This is a genomic window from Mailhella massiliensis, from assembly GCF_900155525.1.
GTDB lineage: Bacteria > Desulfobacterota > Desulfovibrionia > Desulfovibrionales > Desulfovibrionaceae > Mailhella > Mailhella massiliensis.
This window is the reverse complement of record NZ_LT706937.1, coordinates 189,899-207,477: the sequence shown is the minus strand read 5'-3', so window position 1 is coordinate 207,477 and position 17,579 is coordinate 189,899. Positions and strand designations below refer to the sequence as shown.

The following is a 17,579-nucleotide window of genomic DNA, read 5'->3' as shown; positions in this document are numbered from 1 at the left end:
CAAGCACAGAGGTTTTTGGTGACATTTTATGTCCCTCAATGTGCTATAACTCATTGAAATATAATGGCGGTAGGCGCATGTAAAACGGCTTTCACGCCGTCAACGGCGGTTCAAATCCGCCTGGGGACGCCAAAATTTCAACGGGTTCAATTTTTCCTCAGGAGATTTTCTCTTGAGGAATTTTTGTTTTAAGCGGTCCCTCCGCAAGACGGATGAGGTTCTCGCCGATATTGCCTGGTGGCGGCTATGCCGTTGATCCATTCCCTTCAAAAGAGCTCCGGGGTTCCCGTCCTGCGGGCCTGAGAGCGCTCCGTGCCGGTATCGTCGGCGTAGAAGTCGACGGAAGGTGCCGCTGTTGTCGAGCGCGTCGGGAATATCAATGGGAATCGCATCATTCCGCATCGACGGCCGGGGGATAGGCGTCGAAGATAAGCCGCGCTCCCTGTGTCATGCCTGCCGGCAGCACGCCGGATAGTGCCGTTCTTTGTTCGATACATACCCGCTGTCATTCCGGTTTCCGTATCCTGCCTTTCTGTTTTCGCACGGACTTCGTCGTCATTATCCTTGAAGGCACGCCAACCTTTCGCATAGAGGCTCTCCGCCATGTTTGAAGGTTGTCGAAGGATACAGGCCTTTCGCTCCCTGAAAAGTCAGAAAACAGGGTACACCGGGAAATACGCCGGGTTCATGTCTGACATGGATATGTTCTGTGCCTGTGCGGATTGCACGATTCTGTCCGTCTAGGTACGCGGAGCGTTGCCGCAGCCGGCAGGTTCCGAACTGCCGTGTACACTTCGGAAACCATGCTGTATTCCTATTTCACGAGAGACTGTCGGCAGATAAGCGAATTTTTCCGCAGAAGTATCATGCATATATTGTCTATACCAACAGATGGCATCCTTTCAGGAAGAAAATACTGACGGACGAGATGGGGGAAGCGGGATTCCCGCTTTCCCCATCCTCATGACGACTATGCTGCGGTGTAGATTCGTACTTCAGGATCGGCGCTCCAGAGCGGCTTGAGGCCCTTGACCACATCGTTATTGAAGAGGCTGCTGCTCAGATAGGCAGCAGCGTGCTCGACGGAGTCGAATCCGTGAAGAACCTGCACATCTTCGTCGCGAATAAGCAGCTCCTTGGTGAGCGCCCCCCTGATGGTATTCAGAAACGGGGCACGGTAGTCGGCATAGACTTTTGCTGCTGCGGGACGGTTGGCGTTATCGATCTTCATGGTGATTTCGAGATAAGCTTTGACTTCCATGATATATCTCCTGTGACAGATAAAATGTTGTCGGCGTGTTCGCCACGGGGAAAAGAGTAGCCGGCTGTCGCCAAAAGAAAAGACATCCGCAAATTTATGAGTTACTCATAAATTTCATAGTGGCTTGCCGACGGCGGCATGTCTGCATAGAATGTGCATGTTCGATATCTGGTTCAGATAGAGGAAACACATGTATCAGGCAAAATTTGAGAAAGACATCCGCTGCCCACTGGAATACGGACTGAATGTTTTTGGAGGGAGATGGAAATCGCGCATCATCTGTGTGCTGGCTCATCAGGACACGCTGCGCTATGGCAGGCTAAAGGAAGAAATGACGAATATAACCGATGCCGTACTTGCGCAGAATCTGAAGGAACTGATTGCCGACGGCATGGTCAGGCGTACATCGTTCGACGAAATTCCGCCTCGTGTGGAATACCGTCTTACGGAGAAAGGCCTGTCCGTAGTTCCTATACTTCAAAATATATGCCGATGGTCTGGAGTATACTATAAGAAAAAGGATGAACCGCATACGGCGCAATGTAAAAAATGTGACTATGCGACAGAAATACATTTAAATGGAACGAAATGAAGTTGCAGAATGACGTTTTTTTCTCCATATATTGAATACAGAAAACAAACGGCGTGATTTGTTAAGGCAATGTTCCTCTTCCCCGACGGGACACATGAAAGGGAAACTTGAATATCCGGGTGTGGTATGGGGAAAAAGCGGGCCGGGAAGTTTTCTTTACCGGTCCTGTCGTCTTTTGGAGCATGGGGATTTTCGATAATGTGTTTCCGCTGGATTTTCCAGGGAAGAGGACGTCTTCCGCGTGCAAAAACAGCGCGGTGTGCCGGGAATATGGGAGATGGCGGGGTACTGGCATGGGGCCTTGCATATATCCCTTACCGGGCGATAACGTATGGAAATAGAATGGCGTCAGCCCCATGTAAAACGGCGTTCATGGCGTCAGATGCGGTTTCAATCCGGCGGGGAAACGCCGTATGATGCGATATGCGGCAGGAAAGGTTTTCTTCATGGGAAGCGCTTTTCTGCTGCATTTGGTTTAACATGTTTCTTCATATGAGATTTTTGGAATCCGATGCTGAACGGGCTGTTTTTTCTTGCCGCTGCCCGGACGAGAGATGCGTCGGCAGTAGAAAGGATGGATGGCAAGTCGTACTTGAAGCTGCTGTGGACGGCTGTGGAATATCACCATGAATATAGTAAGATGCATTGACTATATATGGTTTGTGGGTGAATCCTTTCACGGAAGAGAAAAGGCTCCGGGCGATGGGGAAACGCTGCTGATGTGGTGCTGGTACCTGGATGCGTTTCTGCCGCTGCTGACAGCTATCCACGAAGTGGAACCCGGATGGCCGTTCTATGTAATTGCAATGCCCATCCTGATATTTTAAGATATACGGAAAGGCGGAAGAAGGAAATTTTTTCGAGATTTCACGGCAGCTATACAGGAAAACATCTGTTATTGATATGGATGGTCATGATCAGTATCTGCAGCCTTGAAGCCTTTTTAATGCTTCGCTGGAACTGCTGGGAATAATTGCTGCGTCCTCCGTCTGTTCCCAATGCCGTTTTTTTCTTGCTGTTCATCCTTTCTGGAGACGCAGAGACATGTACTCCTTCCTCTCCATGACATGATGGTCTGAAATGTTTTTCGGGCCGAAGTCCGGAACTGTTCTGTTGCTGTTCATGGCCGGAGGGGAGTAGCCGCATTGCGGCAGTATCCGGCGGTACGATGCGGAACCGGCGGGGACACAGGCAGATTCCGCTGTGTTTTGCAGGGATGACGAACATGAGTTTGTTTTTTCCGGCCGCGGATGGACGAAGTGCCCGGAACGGAAAACAGCCGCCGGAGAGATGAGGGGGCGCACGAGGCCTCTCTGAAAAACACCTTTTCGAGAAGACGGAGCGGACTTCCGCGTGTGCTCGAAAAGGTGTTTTCTTATGAGAAGGGAATAAATTTCGCCGCGGAAGAACCGGATACCGAAGCTTCCGCAGGTTGCGCGGCGCGTCGGTTCATCGGCCTGCGGAAGCTTTTACATGGTCTACGGCATCCTGCACCGTGCGGATCATCTGCACCTCGTCATCGGCGATTTTGATGTTGAAGGCTTCTTCCATGGCGATGACCAGTTCCGTGATGTCGAGAGAGTCGGCGCCGAGATCTTCCAGAAGGGAGGCTCCGGGAACGATGGCTTCGGGGGGCGTGTCCAGCTGGTTTCTGATGATGTTGATGACCTGTTCTTCGATGGACATAGATGATCCTTTACAAGGGACGGGTAGGGATTGTGCGGCCTGTGGAATACGGCGCATACCGTACGACACGGGAAAAGCATAGGAGAGACAGGGCCGCAAAGTCAACGGATAAATTATATAACATAGTAAAATTATTAGTAAAATATGGCAAGTTTTTGGTCCGATATGGTATGGCTGTGAACTTGTCGTTTCCTATACTGGGCAAGATGCGGGAAGGAGAGTGAAGGGCGTTTCCCCCTTTCCCTCTTTCTCCGGCGGCGGGCCGGCATACCGGCAGAACAAAAATCGGAAAACGGATATTCGGTCTTCTGCTCCTTTTTCCGCCCGTGCGTCATCCGGCACGCGGCTTTTTGAGCAGCACGCTTTTCAGGAAAGGAGCAGGACCGAAAGCAGCGGATGCCGCGGACGGGCAGATCCGTCCCGCGGCATGATGAAGGAAGAACGATGTCATCCTGGTTTATGCCGGAAACGGTTCCGGCGGCGGCAATACGGCTTTTTTGTTTTTCTTACGCCGGCGGCGGCGCTTCGACGTTTCGTTCCTGGCCCCGGGACGATTCGCTCGGCGTTGTTCCCGTACAGCTTCCGGGCAGAGAAAACCGCATGGCGGAGGCTCCGCTTCTGTCCATGGACGAGATTGTGGAGCAGACTGCGCAGGCCATGCTTCCGTATGTCGATGCCCCTTATGCGCTGTTCGGACACAGTCTCGGCGCACGTGTAGGCTTTGAGGTGGCAAGGTTCATGCGGCGCAGAGGATATGCCCTCCCGGTGCATCTTTTTGTTTCCGGCAGCCGTGCGCCGGAAATTCCTGAGCCGCAACCTCTGCACGATCTGGATGAGGATGAGTTTTTCACCGCTCTTGCCCGGTACGGAGGCACTTCCCGGATTTTTCTGGAAAACAGAGAGGTACGAAAACTGTTCCTGCCCATGCTTCGGGCGGATTTCACGGTGGATGAAACCTACCGGTACAGGGAAGAGGCGGCGCTGCCTCTTCCGGTGACGGCGTTTTTCGGTTCCGAAGACAGGGAGGCCGACGCTTTCGAAGTACAGGGGTGGGAGAAGCAGACCTGTCGGAAGTTCAACTGCTGCGAAATTCCCGGAGATCATTTTTTTGTCACCCGCGCTTCCGGTCTTGTGGTTGCCCGTATCCGTGCGGAGCTTTCCTTATGAAGGAAGGGGAGGGAAACTGGGTAAGACGTTTTTTTCCCGTGCACGGTATGCTGGAGGAAAAAAAGGACGACCGGCCGGAGTGCTGGGCAATACGGCTCGATGGTTCCTATGACAGGGAGCAGGTGTTTCAGGCGCTTTCTTCCGAAGAAAGACGACGGGCGGAACGTTTCGCCACTCAGGAGCTGGTTTGGAACTTTGCCGTGGCCCACTGGAGCCTGCGTATGCTTCTCGGACGCTGGATGAAATGCCGGCCGTGCGATCTTTGTCTGACGGAGGGACGCTTCGGCAAGCCGCGGGTGTCGGGAGGGCCTTTTTTCAATATGTCCCATACCCGGAATACGGCGCTTGTGGCGATTTCCGCATCGTCCGAAGTCGGTGTCGACGTGGAGCATGTGCGCGATTTTCCGGGAAGGGATGAGATAGCCGCCTTTTTTTCCCCTCAGGAACGCCTGTGGATAAACCGGGGAGCCGGGGCGTGGAAACGTTTCTTCCGCTGCTGGGTGCTCAGGGAGGCCTTTGTCAAAGCCCTCGGTCTGGGGCTTTCGCTGCCGCTGGAAGCCTTTGCCGTACACATGCCTTCCCGGCCGGGAGAGACTCCCGGCATAGCCATGACGGACGGTCGTTTTTTCCCCGTGCGGCTGATGGAATGGCAGCCTTTTGCCGATGTCACGGCCGCCGTTGCGGAAGTGGAGGTGCGCGACGCTTCATGCCCTGATGCGCAGAGGGTATGCCATGGCATGTATCCGGGCTGACGTATGTAAAGGGCGGGCGAGTTTTCATGCGTTTTTTCGGCGCCTCCGTCACAGGAAGGGCCGGGAGAAGACGGAGGAGAGGTGCGCGCAGGAGGCGGGAATGGCGAACCGCCCGGAAACGGTATGAACCATAGAACAAGGAGCTGCCATGAAACATGCCTGCATATTCTGCCGTATCGCTGCCGGTGAGATTCCCTGTACCGTGCTTGATGAGAGCGAACATCTTCTGGCCATTCTGGATGTGAATCCCGCCTTTCCCGGCCATACGCTCATTATTCCCAGAGCGCATGAGGAAAATATCTTTCGGGCGGATACGAGTGTCGGCGCAGAACTTCTGGATATGATGCGCCGCGTCGGAGCCGCCGTGACGGAAGCGACCGGGGCAACGGGGCTGAACATCATTCAGAACAACGGACGCAGCGCCTGGCAGACGGTGGATCATCTTCACTGGCATCTTATTCCCCGGCGGGAAGGGGACGGCTTCGAGCCGTGGAAACCGGGGATTTACGACTCGCATACGCAGATGAAGACCATGGCGGAAAAGATACGCGCGGCCATGGTCCGCCGGCGGCAGGGCTGAACGCCCGGAATGCGGTACGCCGGGAGAAGAAGGATTCGACGAAGAGGATGCGGCATGGTCAGGCCTGTCGCGGACACATGGTGAAAGACGGTGGGGAGGAGGTCGAAAAGGAGAAAACATGAAAAGGCTCGTGCATTCGCTGCTCGGTGCGGTGTTGAGCTGCGCCGCGTTGTCGTTTCCGGCTTCGGCTTCGGAAACTTTTGTGTTTAATTTTGAAACGGGTCTCGGCTCCCGGTCCGTACAGCAGGTGCGCACGCTGGAGGCCTGGAGCGCGGCGGTGGAGAAGGCTTCCCGGGGCCGCATAAGAATCCATCTTTATCCCAACGGTTCTCTGGCCAGGCCCAACGTCAATCTGACGGCCTGCCAGGACGGGCTTGTGGATATCGCCTACCTGCATTCCTTCTTCTTTACGGACAGGCTGAAGGCTCTGGAAACACTTTATGTGCCGGGGCTGAATATATCCGATCCCCGGGCTGCGTCTCTGGCCGTATGGGAGCTTATGGAGAGGCATCCCGCCTTCCACGACGAGGCGAAAGGGGTGAAGATTCTCGGTGTGCACGTTTCTCCCATGGTCATAGGCAGCGTGACCGGACCGGTAATGGGGGTGGACGATTTTGACGGTCTGCGTCTGCGCACCAACGGCAAGAGTACGGCCGTGCTTGCCGAACACATGGGGGCCACGGTGATGACGGTGCCCGGACCCGATATTTTCATGAACCTTCAGAAGAAGATTGTGGAAGCGGCCGTAGCCGCGTGGGAAGGGCATCGCGGATTCGGTCTGACGAGTCTGTGCACGTCCTTTACCGAAGGCGATTTTCTTCCTCCCATCTATTTTTACCTGGTCATCAACCGGCATCGCTGGGATGCGCTGCCTCCCGACCTGAAGAAGGTGCTGGAAGAACAGAGCGGTGCACGTTTTGCGGCCCTCGGCGGCGAGACGGAGGCCTTCATTGCCGCCGACGTGAAGGCTGAACTTGCACGTGAAGGCAAAAAGGTGCTGATGCTTTCCGGTAAGGAACGGGAAAGGATGGACCGGGTATGCGCCGAGGTGCGGGAAAGGGAACTTGCCCGCATGGAAAAAGAAGGGGTGGCCGATGCGAGGCGCTACGTCGCGGAATTTCTGGAACTGATGAAGAAGTATGAAACGCGGTAGGAGCGCCTTTCTATGAAAGCTGCTGCAATGTTGCGCGGTGCCGTGAACAGTGCGGCCCGCTGGGGAAACCGGGCGGGCTGCCTTCTGCTGTTCTTCATGGCGCTTCTGATAACGTCGGACGTTGTCATCCGTTCGCTGGCGGGGACTTCCATTCCCGGAGTATTCGAGGTGGCGGAGGTGTGCATGGGGGCTCTCGTGGGCTGCGGGCTGGCCTTTACCGGGGTGACGCACAGTCATCTTGATGTGGAGATCGTCACGGAACTCATGCCGCCCGGAGCCCGGCGATATGCAAGGATATCCGGCCATGTTCTGGGCTTTCTTTTCTGTCTTGCCGCAGGCATGAAGACGTTGAGCTATGCGCTGGACGCCTTTGCAAACGGAGAATGTACGCCGACCACAAGCCTGCGGACGGGGCCGTTCATTTTTGTTTTCGGACTCGGTTTTCTGCTGCTTGCCGTCGTGTTTCTGCTCCATGCCCGCGACGTTTTTTCAGAGGGCGGAAAGGAGGCGCGGCATGACTGCTGAATCAGTCGGCGTTCTCGGCCTTGTCGCGCTGCTTGCGCTTCTTTTTCTGCGTGTGCCGGTGGCCGTTGCCATGGGCGTGGTCGGTGTGGCAGGCATGACGGCGCTGCTCGGTGCGGGCGCGGGCATGAATGTGCTGCGTACGGCTCCGTGGACCAGTGTGGCTTCCTATGACTATGCCGTCATTCCGCTGTTCATGCTCATGGGAAACATCTGCTTTCACAGCGGGATATCCGAAGAACTTTTCCGTATGCTGCACCGCTGGGTGGGGCATTTCCGGGGAGGACTGGCGCTGGCCGCGGTGGGAGCCTGTGCCGGATTCGCCGCCCTGAGCGGAACGACGCTGGCCACGGCCGTGACCATGGGGGCCGTGGCCCTGCCGGAAATGAAGAAACACGGCTACGATCCGGCATTGAGTACGGGAGTCGTGGCCGCGGGAGGAACGCTGGGCGTACTTATTCCCCCCTCTACGGTACTTGTCATCTACGGTATGCTCACGGAACAGAATATTGCCGTACTCTTCATGGCGGGCGTGATTCCCGGCCTGCTTCAGGCTCTTTTCTACGCCGTGACGGTGGCTGTCGTATGCCGGGTGAAACCGGACGCGGGACCTGCCTCCGTTCCCTTTTCCTGGAAGGAGCGTCTTGCTTCGCTGAAAGGCTGCTGGACGGTGCTGGTTCTTTTCGGGCTTGTCATGGGGGGAATATGCAGAGGCTGGTTCAGCCCTTCGGAAGCGGCGGCGGTGGGGGCTGCGGGCGCATTGCTTCTTGCGCTTCTCCGGCGCAGGCTTTCGTGGCGTGCCTTCGGCATGTCCCTTATGGATGCCGTCAAATCCACGGCCATGATCATGGTGGTCATGGTCGGCGCCATGCTGCTCGGCTATTTCTTTTCGGTGACGCGCATCCCCTTTACGCTGGCTTCCGAGGTGAGCGCCCTGAACGTCAGTCCCGTCATGATCATGGTGATGCTTGTGGCCATGTATGTTCTGCTCGGCTGCGTGATGATACCCGTCGCCATGGTCGTGCTCACCATGCCCATCGTGTTTCCCCTCATTACCTCCCTGGGCTATGATCCCGTATGGTTCGGCATCATCGTGGTGCGAATTTTCGAGATAGCGCAGATCACGCCGCCCGTGGGACTCAATGTCTTCGTCATTAAATCCGTGGCGCACGACGTCCCCCTCACGACGATATTCCGCGGGGTATCGTGGTTTCTTGTGGCCGACGTGCTTCATCTTGTGCTGCTTTTCGCCTTTCCGGCGCTGAGCCTGTGGCTTCCCTCTCGGATGAACTGACAGGGCCGGCCGTGTCCGGCGCGGAAGACACCGGGGAAAGTTCCTGGCAAGCTTTTGGTCTGATAGGGGATGTTCAGCCGTGAGGCGGCACGTTATGGTTACTGCCGTGCCTGATATTTCGGGGAAGAATGAGCGGAGCGGGCGCTCTTCGACGTACAGAAACGGCATAAAGTTGATAATGACTTTCATTTTCATAAAAGAAATGACATCCCGCATGTTCATGCCGGTCATGCCCGGAAGAAAGGAGAAGAGAGAGTGTATCAGGTTCCTGAACGGGAATATGTGGAAAAAGGATACTGGCAGCCCAGAACGCTGGGAGAAGAGTTGCGGATTTCCGCGCGCAGACATGCCGACAGAACGGCCGTGGTGGCTCCCGACGGTTCGGTGAGCTACGGCGAGCTGGACGGCATGGCGGACGAATATGCCGCAGGTATGGCAAAGCTCGGCATCATGCCCGGCGACAGGGTGCTGGTGCAGCTTCCCAACCGTCTTTCGCTCATCGTGACGGCGTTTGCGCTGTTCCGCCTCGGCGCCGTTCCCATCATGGCTCTTCCCGCCAGCCGTCAGGCTGATGTGACGGCGCTCTGCGCTCTTGCGGAACCTGTGGCCTACATTACGACCGACAGCTCCGGTTCCGTGGAATACCGTTCCACGGTGGAGGCTCTGCGGCAGGGGCACGACTATCTCAGATACATCATTACCGACAACGGGAAGATTGAAGGCACGATTCCCCTGGAGACTCTGCGCATACGGAACGGAAAACCGGAGGTCCGCGAACCTTCCTTCACGGATACTGCGCTGCTTCTGCTTTCGGGGGGGACCACGGGGACTCCCAAGCTCATTCCGCGTCGTCATACCGACTACGCCTATAACGCGAGGGCCGCATCGGAGCGCCTGCATCTTACGGAACAGGACGTCTGTCTTGTGGTGCTGCCCGCCGCACACAACTTTTCTCTTTCTGCGCCGGGCATCATCGGAACGCTGATGCACGGAGGCAAGGTGGTGCTTGCCGGAAACGCGGGGCCGGAGGAGGCCTTTGCCCTCATCGAACGGGAAAAGGTGACCTTTACGGCGCTTGTTCCGGCGCTGCTCAATCTGTGGCTGGAAGTGCGGGAGTGGGAGGAGGCCGATATTTCTTCTCTGCGCTTTATCGAAGCAGGCGGTTCGGCAGTAGATCCGGGAATGGCGGCCCGAGTGGAACCCGTGCTGGGATGCAGAATGGTCAATGTTTTCGGTACGGCGGAAGGGCTCATCTGCACCACGGCGCTGGAGGATGATGAGGAGATCATCTGCAACACGCAGGGCCGGCCCCTTTCTCCCGCCGATGAAGTGCGCATGGTGGATGAGAACGGACGGGACGTGCCCGCCGGGCAGGCCGGGGAAATGATCGTTCGGGGCCCCTATACCATTCAGGGCTATTACCGCGCTCCCGAGGTGAACCGCCATGCCGTGACGGAAGACGGCTACTACCGTACGGGCGATGTGGCCCGATTCACCCCGGAGGGCCGCATCGTGGTCTGCGGCCGCATCAAGGAACAGATCAACCGGGCAGGAGAGAAGATCGCCCCGGTGGAGGTGGAAACCGTGTTGCGGACCATGCCCGGCGTGACCGATGCCGCCGTTGTGGGCGTGGAGGATGCGGAGCTTGGGGAACGCATCTGCGCCTGGATCATGACGGACGGCGACGGGCCCGCGCTTGCGGACGTGTATGCTCATTTTGAAAAAAGCGGTATGGCGCGCTTCAAATATCCCGATCAGCTTGAAGTGGTGCAGGCCTGGCCCGTCACGAGCGTGGGCAAGGTGGACAAGCGCGCTCTGGCCGGCATGGCCGCCCGGAGAAGCTCCGCACGATCCTGATTTTTCCGGCAGACAATTTTTGGAAACAGGTAGGAATACATGGCAGTGAAGGACTCTGCAGTCATAGAGTACGGCGTTGTCCGCCGGAGTGTGGAACAACTGGTCGCAACGACGGATTTCACCGATACGGACAATCTTGTCGGGCTGGGACTGGATTCCCTGAAGATCATGCGTCTTGTGAGCCGGTGGCGCAAGGCCGGAGTGAAGGTTACCTTTGCCGAGATGATGGCGGAACCTGCGCTCGGCCGCTGGATGGAACTTCTGAAGCTCCGGGCGGGACTGGAGGTTCCGGCGCTCAGGCAGGAAGGCCCGGGAGACGGGGACGCTCCTTTTGCGCTGACGGATGTTCAGTATGCCTACTGGATAGGTCGCAGAGACGGGCAGGCTCTCGGCGGCGTGGGCTGCCATGCCTACATGGAGCTTGACGGGCGCGACGTGGACCCCGTTCGTCTGGCCGGGGCGTGGAACATCGTTCTCGGTCATCATGCCATGCTGAGAACGGCCTTCCTCGAGGACGGCAGGCAGCGCATTCTGCCGGAACCGGCTTCCGATCCTCTGATCGTTCATGACTGCGCCCATATGAACGGAGAAGAGGAATCCGCCTTTCTGGCGGAGCTGCGGGAAAGGCTTTCCTGCCGCAGGTTCGACGTGTCGGCGGGAAAGCTGGCCGGGCTTGAGCTGTGCCTGCTTTCCGGCGGCCGTACGCGCCTGTTCTTTGATATCGATCTGCTGGTGGCGGACGTGCAGAGCTTCTGTATCGTGCTGCGCGATCTGGCGGCCGCCTATGCGCGCGGCGTTGTGCCTGCGGCTCCTCCCGGCTGGCGTTTTTCCGATTATCTGGCGGAAAGGGCGGAGCGGATCCGTGCCGATGCGGAGCGCGACGAGAAGTGGTGGAAGAGCCGCCTTGCCCTGCTGCCCGGGCCGCCCGCGCTTCCGCTCAGGTGCGATCCGTCTCTGGTGGAGAAGGCTGCATACCGGCGCCGGGTCTTCCGTCTCGCTCCGGAAGCATGGAAGGCCGTGAAGGATACGGCCGGGCGCCGGGGCGTCACGCCTGCTATGGTGCTGCTTACGGCCTATGCCGAAGTGCTGGACCGCTGGAGCGCCTGTTCCCGCTTTTTCATCAATCTTCCCCTGTTCGACCGCGAGACGGGAGAAGCCGGCCTGGAAGACGTGGTGGCGGATTTCACCAGTCTTCTGCTGGTGGATGTGGACTGCACGGAAGAAAAGGACTTTTTTGCCCGGCTGAAGGACGTTCAGGCCCGGTTTTACGAAAATGCGGCGCATTCTTCCTTTTCCGGTGTGCGCGTACAGCGGGAACTTGCGAAACTCCGTCCCGGCGAAGCGTTCCTTGCTCCGGTGGTGTTCGCCTGCAATCTCGGTACGCCTCTTCTCACCTCCGAGTGCAGGGAACACCTCGGCGAGATGCACGACATGCTTTCGCAGACGCCTCAGGTCTGGCTGGATCATCAGGTCTATGAGGAAGCCGACGGGGCGCTTACTCTTGCGTGGGATACGGCCGAGGATCTTTTTGCGGAAGGCGTGGTGGAGGATATGCTTCTTGCCTGCGGAAAGCTTCTGGAATGGCTTTCCGAAGACGCCGCGCGCTGGGATATGGTGCCCGATGTGCTGCCGGAACATCAGCGCGTTGCGAGGGAAAGGGACAGGGCGCTGGCCGGGCCTGCGCCAGAACGCCTTCTTCACGCGGAGTTTTTTGCTCTTGCGCAGGAGCGCGGCGACGTTCCGGCCCTTGTGGACGGCGTGACCGGCGAGATGTTCACCTATGCGGAACTTGCGCGCGATGCCCTGTGCACGGCGGCTCTTCTTCGTGAACGAGGCGTGAAGAAAGGTATGCCCGTGGCCGTCACTCTGCCCAGGGGCAGGGAGCAGGTCGTAGCCGTGCTCGGCGTGCTTGCCGCCGGAGCGTTTTATGTTCCGGTCAGTCCTTCGCAGCCTTCGGCAAGGCGGGAGCGCATACTTCGCCGCACGGGCGGCCGCTTCGTTCTCGGTTCCGCCGACGCGGTGGAACCCTCTTCTTTTCCTGACGGGACGGAATTTGTGGATATGGCGGGACGCTTTTCCGTGCCGCCTCTGGACGCTCCCGTGGAAGCGGATGCCGCGGATCTTGCCTACGTCATTTTCACGTCCGGTTCCACGGGGGAACCCAAGGGTGTGGCCATAGAGCACAAAAGCGCGGCGAACACCATACGAGACATCAACGACAGGCTGTGTCTCGGCGAGGGAGACGCCTGCCTTGCAGTGTCCTCCCTGGATTTCGATCTTTCCGTGTACGATATTTTCGGCACGCTGTCTGCCGGGGCCAGACTGGTGACCATGGGTGAATCCATGCGGCGCAGCGCCGAGGACTGGCTCGACCTTGTCCTCCGATGGGGCGTGACGGTGTGGAATTCCGTCCCCGTACTGCTGGACATGCTCCTTGTCGCCGCCGAGGGAAGAGGGCAGAGTCTGCCCCTGCGGGCCGCGCTGCTTTCCGGCGACTGGATAGGACTGGATCTGCCCTCCCGTCTTGCGCTCCGTGCGCCGCAGGCGCGCTTCATCGCCATGGGGGGCGCGACGGAGGCCGCCGTATGGTCGAACATCATGGAAGTTTCCGTCCCCGTGCCGTCCTTCTGGAAGTCGATTCCCTACGGTCGTCCGCTTCTGCATCAGAGCTACCGCGTGGTGGACGGCAGAGGCAGGGACTGCCCGGATCTTGTCGAGGGGGAACTGTGGATCGGCGGGGCCGGGGTCGCTCGCGGCTATCTCGGCGATGCGGAGCTTTCCGCAGCACGTTTTCTCGAAGAAAAGGGCGTACGCTGGTACAGAACGGGTGATATGGGACGCTTCTGGCCGGACGGTACCATAGAGTTTCTCGGCCGGGCCGACAGTCAGGTAAAAGTGCGGGGACACCGCATCGAACTCGGCGAGATAGAGGCCGCCCTCAGGCGGCACCCCGCCGTGAAGGATGCCGTGGCCGTCATCGTTACCGGAGCCAGGGGCATACGCAGGCTCGGCGCCTATGTGGTGAGCGAGGCCTTTGAAAACGGGGATGAGGCTCTTTTTGCCGGGCTCGACGCGCATCTTGCCGGATGTCTGCCGGAATACATGATTCCTTCCGTGTACGGAAGGCTTGATCAGCTGCCTCTTTCCGCAAACGGCAAGCTCGACCGCAAGGCGCTGCCTGCTTTTGAGGAAAAGGCGCAGGAAGAGGCGGGGCCTCTTTCGGCTACGGAACAGGCACTCGCCCTTGTGTGGCGGCGCGTTCTTGATCTGCCCGAGGTGGGAACTCACGACAACTTCTTTGAGCTCGGCGGCGATTCTCTTGTGGCCACGCACCTTGTGGCGGAAATGCGCAGGGAACTGAAACGCGAGGTTTCCCTGGACATGCTGTTCCGCTGCCCGGACATATCCCGACTGGCGGCATGTCTGGACAGCGGGGAAAAGCGGCAGGAAGAGGAGCTGCCCCGCGTGGAGGAGAATGCCGACGGCAGGTTCCTTCCCTTCCCGCTGACGGACGTGCAGCACGCCTACTGGATAGGACGCATCGGGGCGTATGAGCTCGGCAATGTTTCCAGTCACGTCTATTTCGAGTTCGACAACGACGGCATGGATCTTGAACGCCTTGCCCGGGCATGGAACATGCTCATCAGGAGGCACGACATGCTGCGTGCGGTCTTTCTGCCGGACGGAACGCAGAAGGTGCTGCCTGCTGCGGAGCCGTATGCCTTCCGCGTGTACGAACTCGGCGGGGAGGAGAATGCCGGAAGCATCATGACGAAAATCCGCCGGGAGATGTCTTCCCAGATGCTTCCCGCGGACGTCTGGCCGCTTTTCGACATCCGCGCGGCGCGATACGGAGAAAGAGGGAAGGAACGGCTTCGCCTTTTCCTTGATTTCGACGCCATGATCGCCGACGCATGGAGTATTTTTCTTCTGCTTGAGGAATGGCGGAAACTGTACGCCGAACCGGAGACGGAACTTCGTCCGCTTTCCCTTTCCTTCCGCGATTATGTACTGGCGGAAGAGAAACTGGAAGGCTCGGAACGCAGGCGCAGGGACTTCGAGTACTGGAAGGCAAGGCTGGATACGCTTCCTCCTGCCCCCGAACTGCCTCTTGCCCGGCAGCCCGGGGAACTTTCCTGCGCCCGCACGATACGGTTCGCCTCTTCGCTCGAACCCGGCGTATGGACGGCTCTTCAGGCCCGCATACGGGATCTGGGCCTGTCCGCGTCCAGCGTGCTGGCGGCGGTGTATGCCGAGGTCATAGGCCGCTGGAGCGCCTCGCCCCGGTTCACGCTGAATCTCACGGTGTTCAACCGTCTGCCGCTGCACCCCGAGGTGAACGACATCGTAGGGGATTTTTCCTCCGTGGAACTTCTGGAAGTGGATATGGATGCCGAAGCCTCCTTCCTCGGCAGGGTGAGGCGCATCCAGAGCCGTCTGTGGGAAGACATGAGCCATCGCACGGTAAGCGGAGTGCGTGTTCTGCGGGAGCTTGCTGCCGCGGGGCGGCCCATGCGTATGCCCGTGGTGTTTACGGGGGCGGCGGGGTTCGGTGCGGCCGGGCGGGATGCGTCGAGCTTTTCCGGTCTGGGCACGCTCGTGACCAGCCTCACGCAGACGCCGCAGGTCTGGCTGGACCATCAGACCTATGAGCAGGACGGGGCGCTCATGCTCAACTGGGATGTGGTGGAAGGACTTTTTCCCGAGGGCATGGTGGAGGAGATGTTCTGCGCCTATGTGGATCTTCTTCAGCGCCTGTCTTCAGATGCGGAGCTGTGGACGAGGCAGAGCGTCATGACGCTGTCGGATGCGCAGCTGCGTGCCCGCGCTCTTTACAACGATACGGCCTGGGAAACGCCTGCGGGCACGCTGGCTTCTCTTGTCCGCAGGGCTGCGGTCGAACATGCGGACAGGCCTGCCGTGATAACCCCGGACCTGACGCTGACCCATGGGGAGCTGTATCGGCGGGCCTGCGCCGTGGCGGGCAGGCTTGCACAGGCCGGAGTGAAGCGCGGAGATCTTGTGGGCATAGTCATGGACAAGGGCTGGGAGCAGGTGGCGGCCGCGGAAGGCGTCGTGCTCTGCGGGGCCGCCTATGTGCCGGTGGATGTGCATGTGCCTGCCGCACGTCTTGAGCAGATCGTCCGGGAGGCGGGGCTCGGCGTACTGCTTGTGCAGCAGCGTCATGTTCCTGCGCTGAGGCTGCCCGGGGGAATCGGCGTTCTGGCCGTGGACTGCCTGGGCCCTGCCGAAGAAGCCGCGGATGCTGCCGTGACGGAAGAAGACCTTGCCTATGTCATCTATACTTCCGGTTCCACCGGACGTCCCAAGGGCGTGGCCATCGACCACCGGGGCGTGGTGAATACCGTGCTCGACATCAACGGGCGTTTTCATCTTACGCCGGAGGACAGGCTTTTCGGACTTTCCGCGCTGCAGTTCGACCTGTCCGCGTATGACATCTGGGCGGCGCTCCTTGCCGGAGCGGCGGTGGTGCTCCCGGATGCGGACCGTCTGAAGGATCCTTCCCACTGGCTGGAACTGGCGGCGGAAAAAGGCGTGACGATATGGAACTCCGTGCCCATGCTTGTACAGATGCTGGTGGAATATATGGAATTTACCGGTAAATCGGGGAGTATTCCGCTGCGCCTTGTGCTTATGAGCGGCGACTGGATTCCCCTTGATCTTCCAGAGCGGCTGCGCAGAGCGGCTCCCCGGGCGGAGCAGTACAGTCTCGGCGGCGCAACGGAAGCCTCCATCTGGTCGATTTTCTATCCCATAGAGGAGGTGGCTCCCGGATGGAAGAGCGTGCCTTACGGCAGGCCGCTGCGCAATCAGCGCTGGCATGTGCTCAATTCGCGCCTTGAGGATTGTCCCGACCATGTGCCCGGGGAACTGTACATCGCAGGCGCGGGGCTTGCCCGCGGCTACTGGAGAGACCCGGTACGTACGGCCGAGAGCTTTTTCCTCCATCCCGTGACGGGCGAGCGGATGTACCGGACGGGCGACATGGGGCGCATGATGCCGGACGGTAACGTGGAATTTCTCGGCCGCAGGGATTTTCAGGTGAAAATCCGCGGACACCGCATCGAGCTGGGAGAAATCGAGTCCGTGCTGCTTTCCCATGGAGACGTACATGAGGCGGTTGTGGAGGTCGCCGGGAAACATGCGTCGGAACGCAGGCTTGTCGCCTTCGTAGTGACCGGAGAAACGGTGGATACGGAAGAACTTCTTCTGACGGTACGGGAAAAACTTCCCGGGTACATGGTTCCTTCCGGCGTAGTGAAGCTGGAAGCCATGCCTCTTTCCTCCAACGGCAAGGTGGACAGAAAGCGCCTTCGGGATATGGCGGAGGGCTGTTCCGTTCAGGAAAGGCCCGCGGTCGAAGCTTCGTCGGAAGCGGAGAAGAGGATAGCCGACGCCTGGGCCGCCGTGCTGGGACGCAGACCTTCGGGCATCGACGAAAACTTTTTCGATGCAGGCGGCACCTCGGTGCTGGCCGTGAGACTGCACAGGGAACTGGTACGGCGTTTTGCGCGTGAGTTTCCGCTGGTGAGCGTGTTCGAATACCCGGATATCCGCACCATGGCGGCATTCCTTTCCGGTGACGGAGAAGGGGGCGGCGCGGGCCGCGAAACATCCGACCGTGCGGCCATGCGCAAAAAGCGCCTCGGCCGGATACGGCGGGCCGGAAACTGACGGCGGGGAAGAGCGCGGC

At 58.8% G+C, this 17,579-nt stretch carries 12 protein-coding genes; 10 read left to right on the top strand and 2 right to left on the bottom strand.

The genetic code is table 11. The features are described from left to right. Positions 1-970 precede the first annotated feature (970 nt). Complete coding sequence (locus tag CZ345_RS01390) at positions 971-1,261, bottom strand: hypothetical protein (protein ID WP_077071408.1); 291 nt, start codon at positions 1,259-1,261, stop codon at positions 971-973. A 190-nt stretch (positions 1,262-1,451) separates the two neighbouring features. On the opposite strand from CZ345_RS01390, the gene CZ345_RS01385 reads away from it, so the two are divergent. Continuing rightward, on the top strand, positions 1,452-1,853 hold the full coding sequence (locus tag CZ345_RS01385) for a winged helix-turn-helix transcriptional regulator (protein ID WP_077071407.1): 402 nt from the start codon (positions 1,452-1,454) through the stop codon (positions 1,851-1,853). 626 nt (positions 1,854-2,479) lie between these two features. Then, a complete protein-coding gene (locus CZ345_RS01380) occupies positions 2,480-2,680 on the top strand; it encodes a hypothetical protein (RefSeq protein ID WP_077071406.1) in 201 nt (66 codons plus the stop codon). 622 nt (positions 2,681-3,302) lie between these two features. Here the strand turns inward: CZ345_RS01380 and acpP are convergent. Further along, complete coding sequence (acpP, locus tag CZ345_RS01375) at positions 3,303-3,539, bottom strand: acyl carrier protein (RefSeq protein ID WP_077071405.1); 237 nt, start codon at positions 3,537-3,539, stop codon at positions 3,303-3,305. 444 nt (positions 3,540-3,983) lie between these two features. Between acpP and CZ345_RS01365 the strand changes: the two genes are divergently transcribed. From CZ345_RS01365 to CZ345_RS01330, 8 genes are all read left to right on the top strand, one after another. After that, positions 3,984-4,706, top strand: a complete 723-nt coding sequence (locus tag CZ345_RS01365; RefSeq protein ID WP_077071403.1) for a thioesterase II family protein — start codon at positions 3,984-3,986, stop codon at positions 4,704-4,706. Between the two features lie 47 nt (positions 4,707-4,753). Next, a complete protein-coding gene (locus CZ345_RS01360) occupies positions 4,754-5,458 on the top strand; it encodes a 4'-phosphopantetheinyl transferase family protein (RefSeq protein ID WP_162274905.1) in 705 nt (234 codons plus the stop codon). 148 nt (positions 5,459-5,606) lie between these two features. Beyond that, positions 5,607-6,038, top strand: coding sequence for an HIT family protein (locus CZ345_RS01355; RefSeq protein WP_077071401.1), 432 nt, complete (start codon positions 5,607-5,609; stop codon positions 6,036-6,038). A 118-nt stretch (positions 6,039-6,156) separates the two neighbouring features. After that, positions 6,157-7,191, top strand: a complete 1,035-nt coding sequence (gene dctP / locus CZ345_RS01350) for a TRAP transporter substrate-binding protein DctP (protein WP_077071400.1) — start codon at positions 6,157-6,159, stop codon at positions 7,189-7,191. A 12-nt stretch (positions 7,192-7,203) separates the two neighbouring features. Further along, positions 7,204-7,716 carry a TRAP transporter small permease gene (locus tag CZ345_RS01345; RefSeq protein WP_083717050.1) on the top strand — a complete coding sequence of 171 codons (513 nt, stop codon included), beginning with the start codon at positions 7,204-7,206 and terminating at the stop codon, positions 7,714-7,716. Further along, entirely contained in the window at positions 7,706-9,007 is a 1,302-nt protein-coding gene (locus tag CZ345_RS01340) for a TRAP transporter large permease (protein ID WP_077071398.1), read from the top strand. The genes CZ345_RS01345 and CZ345_RS01340 overlap by 11 nt, the downstream gene beginning before the upstream one ends. Positions 9,008-9,262: 255 nt before the next feature. Beyond that, positions 9,263-10,864, top strand: coding sequence for a (2,3-dihydroxybenzoyl)adenylate synthase (locus CZ345_RS01335; protein WP_077071397.1), 1,602 nt, complete (start codon positions 9,263-9,265; stop codon positions 10,862-10,864). Between the two features lie 39 nt (positions 10,865-10,903). Next, positions 10,904-17,560, top strand: a complete 6,657-nt coding sequence (locus CZ345_RS01330) for a non-ribosomal peptide synthetase (protein ID WP_077071396.1) — start codon at positions 10,904-10,906, stop codon at positions 17,558-17,560. The last annotated feature ends 19 nt before the right edge of the window (positions 17,561-17,579 follow it).